Origin of the sequence: uncultured Caballeronia sp., assembly GCF_964243625.1 — a bacterium.
GTDB lineage: Bacteria > Pseudomonadota > Gammaproteobacteria > Burkholderiales > Burkholderiaceae > Caballeronia.
Genome location: NZ_CAXTGZ010000144.1, coordinates 1 through 12,436, shown reverse-complemented (window position 1 = coordinate 12,436; position 12,436 = coordinate 1). Strand labels below are relative to the sequence as shown.

Below are 12,436 nucleotides of genomic sequence, written 5' to 3'. Positions count from 1 at the left end.
CTCCACCAGCGCCGCACGCCTGACCATCATGCAGCCGCCCGCCGCGCCCGCCGTGCGGCTTTGCACGTCGTTGACCCATGAGAACGGATACAGCTTCGCGAAGAAAAATACGAACGCCGGGATCAACGCTTTTTCCCACGTCGAATCGCAGCGCAGACGCACCATCAGCGAGACAAGATCGCGATCCTCCAGAATCGCCCGTGCGACGAGCTGCGACGCGGCATTGGCGGGATGCTGGATATCGGCATCGGTCAGCAACAGGTAATCGGCCGGCAAGCCGAGCTTGTCGATCGCCCCGATTCCCTGCGACTGTGCCCACACCTTGCCCGACCAGCCCGCCGGCAAAGGTGCGGCCGTCAGCACCGTCAGGCGGTCTTCAAGCCCCAGGTCGCGGGCGGCGGCTTGCGCGGCGTCGGCGGTGCCGTCGGTGCTGTGGTCATCGACAACGATCAGATGAAACGATCCTGCGTAATCCTGCGCGAGCAAAGACGCGACCGCTCGGCCGATGACATCGACTTCGTTGCGCGCCGGCACGACCGCGACCACCGCGGGCCAGGCGCCGCGCCGTGCAATTTCGGCCTGTCCGACCGCGTGAACGGTGCTTTCGCTGAGTCGCTCGACAGCTTGCGCACGCCAGAACCCGCCGCGGGCAAACAGCAGGACAATCCAGATGAGAAGGGACAACCAGGCAATCAGGAGCATCGTCAGTTCGGTTCTACAGTTTCGTTGCTAGTTAAACAAACGCAATACCGCCGGGGTTTCGGCGGAACGCTTGGCGGAGCGCAACTTTACGCCCAAACGTTGGCGTAGGCAGGACGAAAGGCTCGCCGACAGGGCACGGCAGGAGGTGTCGCCAGATTGCCGAGGCCCAGTGTCGAGCATGTATCGTGGCAGCGCTTCGTGTCGATATGCCATTCGGCCGACGTAGCAATTCGAGGCACGCACGTCGGTTATATCCGCCAACGAAGCGAACCGCGTGCTGTCCGACGTGGCCAAGAGTGTCAATTTTGTTGGCTAAGCGCAACGACCAACAACCGATAAACCAGACGTCGAAAGTCAAAAGTGCGAATGAAATTCGGCCACTTACGTGCGCGGATACGCGGCTAGCCGTAATAGTCAGGTCGGAACGGACACCGCTGCAACGCCCTCGCACCGCACCATACGGCCCTTTCACGCTGAATTTGCCGCGATCGAAGCGTGATTGAGCGGCATTCGCGCGCTGGCAGCATTCGCCCTGTCCATGAAGACATGCCGAGCACGAGCTTACGGCATCGCCGCCCGGGAAATAATTCGACCCTGCTACATGAAGTGGAACGACCCCGTAACAAGCATCCAAAAAGCGAACGCGTTAGAATACGCGGTCAAGTTCGGCCTTAAAGTTGAAACGAATGATCTGTTTTCAGGCATTTGTTTCGTGAAGCTTTTCGGCGAAGCTTTAATTTTGCTTACAATAAATTGACCGGATTTGATCGAAGCTTATAGCCGGTTCCATTCGAAACCCGCGTCAGTCGGAGTTCGCCCGAATATGCGTATTATCCTTGCTCAACCTCGCGGCTTTTGTGCGGGCGTGGTCCGCGCGATCGAGATTGTCGATCGTGCTCTGGAACGACATGGCGCGCCCGTCTATGTGCGCCATGAGATCGTTCACAATCGGCATGTTGTCGACAATCTGCGAAGCAAGGGCGCGCGTTTCGTCGAGGAACTCGACGAAGTCCCGCACGGCGCCGTCGCCATTTTCAGCGCACACGGCGTCGCGCAAACGGTAGAAGCTGACGCGCTGGCGCGCGGACTGGATGTACTCGATGCAACCTGCCCGCTCGTCACCAAGGTTCACGTGCAAGGGCGGCAATACGTCGCGCAGGGCCGCACGTTGATCCTGATCGGCCACGCCGGGCATCCGGAAGTTGAAGGCACGATCGGCCAGATTCCCGGCACCGTGGTACTGGTGCAGAGCGAGGCCGAAGTTGCAACACTGTCGCTGCCGCTGGACGAACCCGTTGCGTATGTCACGCAAACCACCTTGTCCGTGGACGATACGCGCGGCATTATCGACGCACTGCACCGGCGTTTTAGCGATATTGTCGGGCCGGATACGCGTGATATCTGCTATGCCACGCAAAACCGTCAGGCCGCGGTCCGCGAGCTCAGCACGCAAGTGGACGTGCTGCTCGTGGTTGGCGCGACAAACAGTTCGAACTCGAACCGCCTGTGCGAGATCGGCGCCGAAACCGGCGTGCCGAGCTACCTGGTGGCGGACGGTTCGGAAGTGAAGCCTGAATGGTTTGTGGGTGCGCAGGCTGTGGGCATCACGGCTGGCGCGTCGGCGCCGGAAGAAATGGTTAAACACGTAATTGATGCACTGCGCGCGCTGGGCCCTGTCGAAGTGACGACAATGTCCGGCCGCGAAGAAAAAGTTGAATTCAAACTCCCCGCGAAGCTGACAAAACCGCTTGCCGCGGCAACGGCTTCCGCCGGCGCCCTTCGCGAAGATTAAGGAGCACACGCAATTGTCTATTCCGATGCTGCAAAAAGTCCGGGTTGGCGCATACATCGCGCGCCAGCATTTCATGCGCAACAAGCGTTATCCGCTCGCGTTGATGCTCGAGCCGCTGTTTCGCTGCAACCTGGCGTGTAATGGCTGCGGCAAGATCGACTATCCGGATCCCATCCTGAACCAGCGCATTTCCATGGCGGACTGCCTTGCGGCCGTCGACGAATGCGGTGCGCCGGTTGTTTCCATTGCTGGCGGCGAACCGCTGCTGCACAAGGAAATGCCGCAGATCGTGAAGGGCATCATCGCGCGCAAGAAGTTCGTGTACCTGTGCACGAACGCGTTGCTGATGGAAAAGAAAATGGACGACTACGAGCCGAATCCGTATTTCGTCTGGTCGGTTCACCTCGACGGCGACAAACAGGCGCATGACCATTCGGTCTCGCAAGACGGCGTGTATGAAAAAGCCGTTGCGGCCATCAAGGAAGCGAAGCGCCGTGGTTTTCGCGTAAACATCAACTGCACGTTGTTCAACGACGCCGATCCGGAACGCGTGGCGAATTTCTTCGATACGCTCGGACCGATGGGCGTGGACGGCATCACGGTGTCGCCGGGTTACGCGTACGAACGCGCACCGGATCAGCAGCACTTCCTGAATCGCGAAAAAACGAAGACGCTTTTCCGCGATATCTTCAAGCGCGGCGATAACGGCAAACGCTGGTCGTTCAGCCAGTCGAGCATGTTCCTCGACTTCCTGGCCGGCAATCAGACGTACGAATGCACGCCCTGGGGCAACCCGGCGCGCACCGTGTTCGGCTGGCAGCGTCCGTGCTATCTGCTCGGCGAAGGTTATGTAAAGACCTTCAAGGAACTGATGGAAACGACCGAGTGGGACAAGTACGGCACGGGCAAGTACGAGAAATGCGCTGACTGCATGGTGCATTGCGGCTTTGAAGCGACTGCCGTGATGGACACGGTTGCGCATCCGCTGAAGGCGGCGCGCGTCGCGTTGCGCGGTCCGCGTACCGAAGGCGCATACGCGAAAGACCTGCCGGTCGACAATCAGCGCCCGGCGGAATTCGTGTTCTCGAAGCATGTCGAGATCAAGCTGGAAGAAATCGGCCGCGCCAAGACTAACAAGGGCGGCAAGCAGACAACGACGGCTGCGGCCTGAGTTTTCAAGCGCGCTTGATTCCTGCGGCAGATCGCAGGGAAGCGAACGGGTGGAAGACGTTGCGTTGAGCGGCGTTTTTCCACCCGTTCTTGTTTTCAAGACGCGCTTCCGGCAAGCCCGTGTAGCATCGCTTGTTTTCAGGCAAACCAAGCAGGACGCTATGGCCGACTTCAACGTAATGATCAACCTCGGCAAGGCCGACCTCGACGACTATCTGCTGCTCGCGAAGACACTGCGCAAATCAGGTTTCAGCGAGACGAAGGCGGCGCAAGTGGCGGCGGATTATCGGCTGCTGCCGGCTTCGTTCCGGTATTCCAGCGCGACCGAAGACATGATCGCAGTGAGGGAGAAGGCGATGAAGTCGGCGAAGAACGTTTCCTCGGCCGCGATGGTGCTTGTGTCAGAGTGCTGATAGCAACAGCCGGAACTTGCTGCGCATAAAGTTTCGCGGGGGGAGTCACTTTGCGTTCCAGTCATCTTCTCCGACAGCGCTCATCGGGGTTTCGTAACGCAATAGCGATCCACGCAACTGGTTGAGCGGGTCTTTACCAATGTCTTCGAGACACGCGCTTTTTTTAAATACAATGGCATCGGGCGCAGCGACTGGTTCAGCTTTCGTTCCTGCTGCAGATTTCAATGGCGTTGACATATCGGTGTGGCCTCGCATTCACGTTCCGTCACGTCGAACCAATATCGGTCCTCATAAAAAACGCAGCCCGCGAAAGCAGGCTGCGTTTTTCTAATCCACTTCGATCGACCTTATTCCGCCGTGCGCGCGTTGTGCGTGGTCAGGAACTTGATCAAGCCATCCACGCCGCCCTTTTGCAACTGGCCGGCAAACTGCGTCTGATACACCTGGATCAGCCACGCGCCCATCATGTCGATGTCGTAGATCTTCCAGCCATCGGGCGTCTTTTCCAGCCGATACCGTACCGGATTATCTCCACCCGTCGAATACACATGCGATTGAACAACAGCGTCTTTGGCGCCGGCGTCGAGCGTGGGGGCATCGAACTTGAACTTGACGTCTTCATCGCGCAGTTGCGAAAGCGACGACGTGTACGTGCGTACCAGCAGCGTCTGGAATTGTTCATAAAGCTGCTTCTGCTGTTCAGGCGTCGCCGTGGTCCACGCCTTGCCGACGGCAATCCGCGTGGTGCGCTGGAAGTCGGTGGCGGGCACGAAACGCGTCTGGACCAGTTGCGTGATCTTGGCCATATCGCCGCCGCGAGCTTGCGGGTCAGCCTTCATCGCGTTGACTGTCCCTTCCACGGCGCTTTTCACCACCGCGTCAGGACTTGTTTGCGCGAACGACGCGCTGGAGAAAAGCGCCGCCGAAAAAGCCAGGGCGACAAGGGCAAAACGAGCGGGCAAATAACGTTTCATACGACCGATAGTTCGAGATTGGAGGGCAATGTCCGGCCGAAAGCAAACGTCACCTGCGTGGCGATCGTTGCATCAGCCTGGACTCGATTCATCGTCAGTATATCGACCGGCGTCCCGGGTGACAGTTCATGGAAGTTTCGAGCCCGCTTCCTGGCGGCGCATCGGCATGGCGTCGATAGTCGATGTCAACTCGCTAGCCGAAATCGGCTTCGGCGAATCGATCTTCACGCCGCCGTCCTTGCCGACCAGCAACGCACGAAAGCTGTGCTGCTTTACGCCGAACCGCTGTCGAAGCGCGTTTGCATTTTCGCTCGCGCCTTTGACCGAGTCGCCGATCACCTCGATCAGCGCCAGATCGCGCTCCTTGAATCCCGAGCCCGTTTTCTCGATGGCCGCGCGCTGGGCGGCAAGCTGCGCCGATTGCGGATCGGCGGCGAAAATCACGAGCAGACGATCGTGCCACGTGTGTTGATCGATGGAAACAGAGCTTGCGGCGAACCCGAGCTGGCTCGCCACGGCCGCGGCGAAAACGGGTGCTAGCAGGGAAAGATTCATGGCAGCGCCTCCTTGTGCTTCATATTACGGCTCACGAGGAAACTGTGCTGAAGGCCAAGCCACGTCGCCGCGCTAAGTCCCCGACGGCAACTGAGAACGCAATTCCTTGCGCATGACTTTGCCGGTTGGCGTCATCGGCAAGGCATCGACGAAACGAATCTCGCGCGGATATTCATGCGCCGCGAGCCGCGTCCTCACATGTTGCTGAAGTTCGCGCACGAGGGTTTCGTCAGCGATAAAACCTCCGTTCAGCACAATGAACGCCATCACGATTTCCGTGCGCGCGGCGTCCGGCGCGCCGATGACCGCCGCCATGCTCACCGCCGGATGCCGCAACAGACAATCTTCGATAGGCGCCGGCCCGATCCGATATCCCGCGCTCGTGATCACGTCGTCATTGCGCCCGACGAAGCGGATAAAACCATCGGCATCGCAAAGACCGAGATCGCCGGTCAACAGGAACGGGCCGCGGAATTTATCGCGTGTGGCCGGCTCGTTGTTCCAGTAGCGCAGGAACATGACCGGATCAGGCGATTTGATCGCGATATTGCCAGGCGTGCCGGGCGCGAGTTCCGTGCCGTTATCGTCGACGATTGTCACGCGATGTCCGGGCGCACTGCGTCCGATAGCGCCCGGCCGTGGCTCGAACAACGTCGAGCACGACGACACCACCACGTTGCATTCCGTCTGCCCGTAGAACTCGTTGATGGTCACGCCGAGCGCCGCCCGACCCCACGCGATCAGCTCCTCCCCAAGCGATTCGCCGCCACTCGCCACCGCGCGCAGGGAAAGCTTCCACTGCTCGGGACGAGCGACCGAGCGCATCATCTTGAGCGCGGTCGGCGGCAGGAACGTATGCGTGACGCCGTGGCGCGCCATCAGGTCGAAGGCGGCGGGGCCATCGAACTTTTCGAAACGCCGCGCCAAAACCGCAACGCCGTGATGCCACGCCGGCAGCAACACATCGAACAATCCGCCAATCCACGCCCAGTCCGCAGGCGTCCACATCAGTTTCGCGTTCGCCGGGAAAAGGCCTTGCGACATCTCGACGCCCGGCAAATGCCCGAGCAACACCCGATGCGCAAGCAATGCGCCCTTGGGTTTTCCCGTCGTGCCGGACGTGTAGATGATGGCGGCGGGGTCATCGGAGGATGTATCGACTGGCGTGAACGCTTCCGTTTCCGCCCGCAAGGTATCCCAGAACATATGAGCGTATTCCGGCGCACTTTCGTCGTGCTCGCCACCTGCGTAATACGCCGCCTTGAGCTCCGGCAGCGTATCGCGGATCTGCTCGAGTTTCTGGAAGCCCGCGTGATCGGTGATAAGCGCGGCGGCGCCGCTATCGGCGAGCCGATACTGGATTGCATCCACGCCGAAAAGCGCGAACAACGGCACCGCGATGCAACCCGCCTTGTAGATCGCCAGATGCGCGATAGCCGTCTCCGGCGATTGCGGCAGGAAGATCCCGACGCGATCGCCACGCTTCAACCCGGCGCGCATCAACGCATTGGCGAATTGATTGGACAGAGTCTTGAGTTCGTCGAAGGTGAAACGCGTTTGCTCGCCTTCACGCGTTTCGTAAATGAGCGCAAGACGGCCCGAGCCGTCGGCCCATTTATCGCAGACGTCCACGCCGATGTTGTATTGCGCGGGCACCTGCCACTCGAACGCCGCGTTCAGGGCGTCGTATGAATCGGCTGCGGGAAGCATCGTTTCTTCCTTGATTTTGAGTTTCACTCGTCGGCTTGTTGCAAGCCCGAAGGCGGCTGGTATCGCGAAAAACCGTTGAACGCAAGCGTACGCTCAGACGCCGCCAATGGCCACGAATGGCGCGCGTTGGGCACGCCGCCATCGACGCGAATCACCGACCCGCTGATGAAAGCCGACGCCTCCGACAATAAAAATACCGCCGCCGCAGCCAGTTCGGATTCCGTACCAAATCGCTGCAGTGGCACCTTGTGCTTGAGTTCGCGCAGCAACGCACGATACCGCTCGTCGTAGCTGTCCATTCCCGCCGATGCAATCCATCCCGGCGCCACCGCATTCACGCGAACGCCGGCGTAGCCCCATTCGCACGCAGCGGTTTCGGTGAAATTCCATACGCCCGCACGCGCCGCGCCGGAATGTCCCATGCCGGGCATGCCGCCCCAAATGTCCGCGAGCATGTTGACGATCGCGCCGCCGTGATCGCGCATGTGTTGCGTAAAGCATTCGCGCGACATCAGGAAGGTGCCGTGCAGGTTGTTGCGCACGACGGCGTCCCAGCCGTTCAGCGAAATCTTCTCGAGCGGCGCGGGAAACTGGCCGCCTGCGCAATTGAAAAGGCCGTCGAGCTGCTTGAACTCGGCAAGCACGGCCGCGACGACTTGCTTGACGCTGGTTTCGTCGCGGATGTCGCAGGGGTGGCAGCCAACGCGTCCCGGGCTTTCCGGATAGTCCGCCGCGAGCTCGTCGCGAACGGCTTCGAGTTTTGCGAGCGTTCGTCCAACCAGCACCACCGATGCACCCAGCGATACCAGTTCATGCGCCGTACATCGGCCGAGTCCGCTGCCGCCGCCGGTGACCATGACGACCTTGTTGGCGAAGAGGCCGGGGCGGAAGACGGAGCGGTATCGATGCGTGGATTCCATGTCGGGTTCGCCGGAAGAAGTGAGGTTGAGTAAAACTCAAATCCTGAGCGCGCGTCAAGTTGGTAGATACCTTTAATATCGACATTCAAGGTCTGTAAGAATTTGAGCTAGACTCAAGATACATCCAGATCTTGCATCGATATGACCCAGCATAAAGCCCTCCCCGCCCGGCGCGCGCCATCGAGCGTCAAGTCCGAGCAACGCATCAAGGACATCCTCGCGGTCGCGCGGGAAGTGTTCTCGGAGCGCGGGTATTCATCGGCCACGACGATCGAAATGGCGCGGCGGCTGGGGGTATCGGAGGCGACGGTCTTCACGTATTTCGCGGGCAAACGCGATCTGTGCGTGCGCGTGATCTGCGACTGGTACGACGAGATCATCGCGGAGATAGAAGCCACGTTGCCGCATGTCACGGGCACGCGCGCAAAGCTGTTCTTCCTGATCCGCACGCATTTGTACCGGCTGATGATCGACGGGCCGGGGCTTTGCGCGCTGATTCTCTCGGAGGGACGCGCGAAAGACGACACGTTCGGCAGTGAAATCCTGCAACTCCAGCGCCGTTACACTGCGCCGCTCATGCAGGTGCTGGCGGATGGCGTCGCTGCAGGCGATATTCGTGGCGACATGCCGCTCAGCCTGTTGCGATCGAGCATCTACGGTCCGATGGAACACGTCCTCTGGGACGCGATCAGCAAGAAGACGGTCGATATAGAAGAGACCTCGAACCGGCTGGCACAACTCTTATGGCAAGGCCTTCAGCCGCCGAATCCAGACGCGGCCGCGCTCGAACAATTGCAGCGCGATCTGGCCGCCGCCTTGCGGCTTTATGACCAGGCGTCTGCATCGAAAAAATGACGCCCTGCCGTCAGAGCCGGCAGATTTAACGCCCAATCCCTCGCTTTACTCGGAATCCCTCAGCCAGAGCCGCGCTTTTATCAGCGCGGGCCTTTGTGAGTCTGCCATTCGTTAAGTTCATTCTATTCAATTGAAAACCTTTGTTACTTGTGTAATGATATCGATTCGCATTTACACAATCGACAACTTAGGTTGCATCTATCGCTCAAGCGAGGTGCCGGCCGGTCGGCGCTTGTCTGCTCCAAACCCGTCATAACCGCGTCGCGCGTAATCGCGCCCCCCCATTTTCGGCTTGCGTCATGCGCGGCCATTAACCATCCAGTATCGGGAACGCCCATGTTGAGGAAGACACCGCTTGCCGCCGCGATCATGAGTTTCGTGGCTGTACCCGTTGCCGCACCGCTTTACGCCTACGCGCAAACCGCGCCGATTGCTCAGGTTCAAACGCCGGCCCCGGCGCAGCCCGAAGCGGCCGCGCCCGCAGAAAACGCGACGTTGCCGCCGGTCCAGGTGAACGGGCAAGCGGATACGTCGAATGATTTCCAACCGGAAAAATCGAGCGTCGGCGCCAAGGTGCCCACCGCATTACGCGATATTCCTCAGGCCGCCGTGGTCGTCCCAAAGTCCGTGCTGCAATCCCAGGCCGCGACGTCTTTCTCCGATGCCCTTCGCAACGTGCCCGGCGTGACCATCGGCGCGGCGGAAGGCGGTCAGATCGGCAACAACATCAACTTGCGCGGGTTCTCGGCTCGTACGGATATTTATCTGGATGGGTTCCGCGATCGCGGCCAGTACTATCGGGACACGTTCGACCTCGAATCCATCGATGTGCTGTACGGCCCGTCATCGCTTTATTTCGGGCGCGGTTCCACAGGCGGCGTGATCAACCAGGTGAGCAAGCAGGCCGGACTCAAGGCGCACGCGTCCGTCTCCGCGATGGTCGGCACGGACGATCGCTACAGAGGCACTTTCGACATCAACCAGCCGCTTTCCAGCACGTCGGCCATCCGGCTGAACGCATTCGGCCAGGATCTGGGCTCGACGCGCGATGTGATGAAAAGCAAGGACTACGGCTTTGCCCCCACAGCGACTTTCGGTATTGGCACGCCGACGGAAATCACGTTGTCCGCGCTGATCCAGCACAACCGCGACCAGCCGGATTACGGCATTCCGCCGGTCAACGGCGCTCCGGCGCCGGTCAGCAAGAGCCAGTTCTACGGCTTCGAAGGCGACCGCACGATGCAGGATGTGCAGACGGTGTCGGCGCGTTTCAAACACCGTTTCAGCGATGACCTCACGCTGCGCAACCAGACGCAGTTCAGCCACTACAGCACCGAAGCCCGCGCAACAAATGCCGCGGCCGTGCTGACCGGGCCGCTGGGAACATCGCCGGCGCTGGCAAACGGCAACTTCACGTCGCTGCCGCTGTCTTCGCTTTTCGTCAGATTGCAGGGCAAGGACCGCAACATCAACGACCACTCGGTCTACAACACGACCGATATCGACTACAAGTTCAACACCGGCTTCCTCAAGCATGAGGTGATCGCGGGCGTCGACCTGAGCCACGAGACCTACAGCAACCAGTCATTCACCGCAACCACGCCGGGCTTGCCGTCGAACACCATCGCGATCGTGCCGCTGCTCAACCCGCAATACACCGAGCGTCCGGCCAACACGAAGGAAGTCGCGACCAACCTGGTGGAATCGAGCGCGAACGGAATCGGCGTTTATGCCAACGATACGGTGTCCATCGGCCAGTACTGGAAGGTCGTGGGCGGCGTGCGCTGGGACCGTTACGAGGCGTCGATCAAGAACACGATCAATGCGCCGTCGTATGGCACGCAGACCAACTTCTTTACGAGCGTACGCGCCGGGATCATTTTCCAGCCGACCGACTGGCAGTCGTACTACGTGTCGTACGGCACGTCGTTCAACCCGTCGCTCGAAGCGCTGACGCTCACCAACAACCAGCAGAACATTCCGCCGGAATCGAACCGATCGTATGAAATCGGCTCGAAATGGGATTTGCTCAACGGCGGTTTGTCGGTGACGCAGTCGCTTTTCAACATCGATAAAACCAATGCCCGCACGGCCCAGCCCGACGGCAGCTACACACTCGACGGCGACGTGCGCGTGCGCGGTTATCAACTTGGCGTGGCCGGCCACATCACGAACAAATGGCAGGTCTTCGGCGGCTACACGTACATGGACGGCGAGGTCGTAAAGGCGCTGGACAACACGAACGGCAAGACGCTCGCCAACACGCCGCGCAACATGATCACCATCTGGACGACTTACGACCTCACGCCGCAATGGACGTTTGGCGGCGGGCCGGTGTACACGTCGTCACGATATGCGGCCAGCACGAACTTCGTGCAGGTGCCGGCGTACACGCGCTGGGACGCGATGGCTGCGTATCACCAGAAGCGTTATGACATCCAGTTGAACGTGCAGAACCTGACCAACAAGCATTACTACGATGCGCTGATTCCGTCGGACGGCGGCCGCGCAGTGCCGGGTTACGGCCGCACGTTCCTGGCAACGCTAAACTACCGGTTCTATTGAACTTATTGGTCAGGCGCGGCGGCGCTGTATAAAAATCATGATTCTTTCCATACCCAACGTCCTCAGTCCCGAGGACGCCGCCGCGATGCGCCAGCGGCTCGATGCATCGGACGCCTGGGTGGACGGGCGCGCGACGGCCGGCTACCAGGGCGCGCCGGTCAAGCGCAACCAGCAGATCGCGCAGGAAGCGCCGGTTGCGTTCGAACTGGGCGACGCGATCATCGCGTCGCTCGAGCGGCATCCGCTGTTTATCAGCGCAGTGCTGCCGAACAAGGTGTATCCGCCGCTATTTAACCGGTACGAGGGCGGGATGCACTTCGGCAGTCATGTCGATGGCGCCATCCGGCTCGTGCCGGGGCATGGGACGCGAGTGCGCACGGATGTATCGATAACCGTGTTTCTCACGCCGCCCGACGAATACGACGGTGGGGAACTGGTTATCGAAGATACCTATGGCGTGCAGGAAGTGAAGTTGCCGGCGGGATATGCGATTGTTTATCCGGCGACGAGCTTGCATCAGGTCCGGCCGGTGACGCGGGGAATGCGGGTCGCGAGTTTCTTCTGGGCGCAAAGCCTGGTTCGCGACGACACCCGGCGCAGCCTGCTATTCGATATGGATACGGCGATTCAAAGGCTCAACGCCGAAAACGCCGACGACGCCGCCCGGCGCACGCTCGTGGGGTGTTATCACAACTTGTTGAGGCTTTGGAGCGAGACCTGATTGAGTCCGCGGCTCTACCAGGAAAGCTCCGCATCGCTGGAATTGGCAAATTCGCCAAC

General features: G+C 60.2%; 13 protein-coding genes. 7 read left to right on the top strand and 6 right to left on the bottom strand.

Annotation, left to right across the window (positions count from 1 at the left end):
• Positions 1-702: glycosyltransferase (locus tag ACFFAR_RS12355; protein ID WP_174363273.1), on the bottom strand; the 702-nt coding region annotated here is incomplete at its 3' end.
• A 499-nt stretch (positions 703-1,201) separates the two neighbouring features.
• On the opposite strand from ACFFAR_RS12355, the gene ACFFAR_RS12350 reads away from it, so the two are divergent.
• From ACFFAR_RS12350 to ACFFAR_RS12335, 4 genes are all read left to right on the top strand, one after another.
• Entirely contained in the window at positions 1,202-1,459 is a 258-nt protein-coding gene (locus ACFFAR_RS12350) for a hypothetical protein (RefSeq protein ID WP_062171723.1), read from the top strand.
• Positions 1,460-1,525: 66 nt separating this feature from the next.
• The gene (gene ispH / locus ACFFAR_RS12345; RefSeq protein ID WP_375507941.1) at positions 1,526-2,494 is read left to right on the top strand and encodes a 4-hydroxy-3-methylbut-2-enyl diphosphate reductase; all 969 of its coding nucleotides are present in this window, start codon (positions 1,526-1,528) and stop codon (positions 2,492-2,494) included.
• A gap of 13 nt (positions 2,495-2,507) precedes the next feature.
• Entirely contained in the window at positions 2,508-3,665 is a 1,158-nt protein-coding gene (gene hpnH / locus ACFFAR_RS12340; protein WP_062003752.1) for an adenosyl-hopene transferase HpnH, read from the top strand.
• Positions 3,666-3,825: 160 nt separating this feature from the next.
• Positions 3,826-4,077: a hypothetical protein gene (locus tag ACFFAR_RS12335; RefSeq protein WP_062003460.1), complete on the top strand. Its 252-nt coding sequence runs from the start codon at positions 3,826-3,828 to the stop codon at positions 4,075-4,077.
• Positions 4,078-4,122: 45 nt separating this feature from the next.
• Here ACFFAR_RS12335 and ACFFAR_RS12330 read toward each other — a convergent pair whose 3' ends face one another.
• The 5 genes from ACFFAR_RS12330 to ACFFAR_RS12310 all read right to left on the bottom strand — a co-directional run bounded on the left by ACFFAR_RS12330 (position 4,123) and on the right by ACFFAR_RS12310 (position 8,236).
• On the bottom strand, positions 4,123-4,332 hold the full coding sequence (locus ACFFAR_RS12330; RefSeq protein ID WP_174363272.1) for a hypothetical protein: 210 nt from the start codon (positions 4,330-4,332) through the stop codon (positions 4,123-4,125).
• A 92-nt stretch (positions 4,333-4,424) separates the two neighbouring features.
• The gene (locus ACFFAR_RS12325; protein ID WP_062171733.1) at positions 4,425-5,051 is read right to left on the bottom strand and encodes a phospholipid-binding protein MlaC; all 627 of its coding nucleotides are present in this window, start codon (positions 5,049-5,051) and stop codon (positions 4,425-4,427) included.
• Between the two features lie 126 nt (positions 5,052-5,177).
• A complete protein-coding gene (locus ACFFAR_RS12320) occupies positions 5,178-5,606 on the bottom strand; it encodes a DUF4174 domain-containing protein (protein WP_174363271.1) in 429 nt (142 codons plus the stop codon).
• 72 nt (positions 5,607-5,678) lie between these two features.
• Positions 5,679-7,316 (bottom strand): AMP-binding protein, encoded by a 1,638-nt coding sequence (locus tag ACFFAR_RS12315; protein WP_174363270.1) that lies wholly within the window; start codon positions 7,314-7,316, stop codon positions 5,679-5,681.
• A 23-nt stretch (positions 7,317-7,339) separates the two neighbouring features.
• Positions 7,340-8,236, bottom strand: a complete 897-nt coding sequence (locus tag ACFFAR_RS12310; protein WP_062003464.1) for an SDR family oxidoreductase — start codon at positions 8,234-8,236, stop codon at positions 7,340-7,342.
• A gap of 141 nt (positions 8,237-8,377) precedes the next feature.
• Between ACFFAR_RS12310 and ACFFAR_RS12305 the strand changes: the two genes are divergently transcribed.
• The 3 genes from ACFFAR_RS12305 to ACFFAR_RS12295 all read left to right on the top strand — a co-directional run bounded on the left by ACFFAR_RS12305 (position 8,378) and on the right by ACFFAR_RS12295 (position 12,377).
• Positions 8,378-9,091 (top strand): TetR family transcriptional regulator, encoded by a 714-nt coding sequence (locus ACFFAR_RS12305; RefSeq protein WP_174363269.1) that lies wholly within the window; start codon positions 8,378-8,380, stop codon positions 9,089-9,091.
• Positions 9,092-9,427: 336 nt separating this feature from the next.
• On the top strand, positions 9,428-11,656 hold the full coding sequence (locus ACFFAR_RS12300; protein ID WP_174365112.1) for a TonB-dependent siderophore receptor: 2,229 nt from the start codon (positions 9,428-9,430) through the stop codon (positions 11,654-11,656).
• Positions 11,657-11,693: 37 nt separating this feature from the next.
• Positions 11,694-12,377, top strand: a complete 684-nt coding sequence (locus ACFFAR_RS12295) for a Fe2+-dependent dioxygenase (RefSeq protein WP_174365111.1) — start codon at positions 11,694-11,696, stop codon at positions 12,375-12,377.
• Positions 12,378-12,436 lie beyond the last annotated feature (59 nt).

Bases quoted from the DNA above. Each gene is read 5' to 3' on its own strand.
- ispH (WP_375507941.1), top strand. From the start codon at position 1,526: ATGCGTATTATCCTTGCTCAACCTCGCGGCTTTTGTGCGGGCGTGGTC.
- ACFFAR_RS12335 (WP_062003460.1), top strand. From the start codon at position 3,826: ATGGCCGACTTCAACGTAATGATCAACCTCGGCAAGGCCGACCTCGAC.
- ACFFAR_RS12330 (WP_174363272.1), bottom strand. From the start codon at position 4,332: ATGCGAGGCCACACCGATATGTCAACGCCATTGAAATCTGCAGCAGGA.
- ACFFAR_RS12325 (WP_062171733.1), bottom strand. From the start codon at position 5,051: ATGAAACGTTATTTGCCCGCTCGTTTTGCCCTTGTCGCCCTGGCTTTT.
- ACFFAR_RS12320 (WP_174363271.1), bottom strand. From the start codon at position 5,606: ATGAATCTTTCCCTGCTAGCACCCGTTTTCGCCGCGGCCGTGGCGAGC.
- ACFFAR_RS12315 (WP_174363270.1), bottom strand. From the start codon at position 7,316: ATGCTTCCCGCAGCCGATTCATACGACGCCCTGAACGCGGCGTTCGAG.
- ACFFAR_RS12310 (WP_062003464.1), bottom strand. From the start codon at position 8,236: ATGGAATCCACGCATCGATACCGCTCCGTCTTCCGCCCCGGCCTCTTC.
- ACFFAR_RS12305 (WP_174363269.1), top strand. From the start codon at position 8,378: ATGACCCAGCATAAAGCCCTCCCCGCCCGGCGCGCGCCATCGAGCGTC.
- ACFFAR_RS12300 (WP_174365112.1), top strand. From the start codon at position 9,428: ATGTTGAGGAAGACACCGCTTGCCGCCGCGATCATGAGTTTCGTGGCT.
- ACFFAR_RS12295 (WP_174365111.1), top strand. From the start codon at position 11,694: ATGATTCTTTCCATACCCAACGTCCTCAGTCCCGAGGACGCCGCCGCG.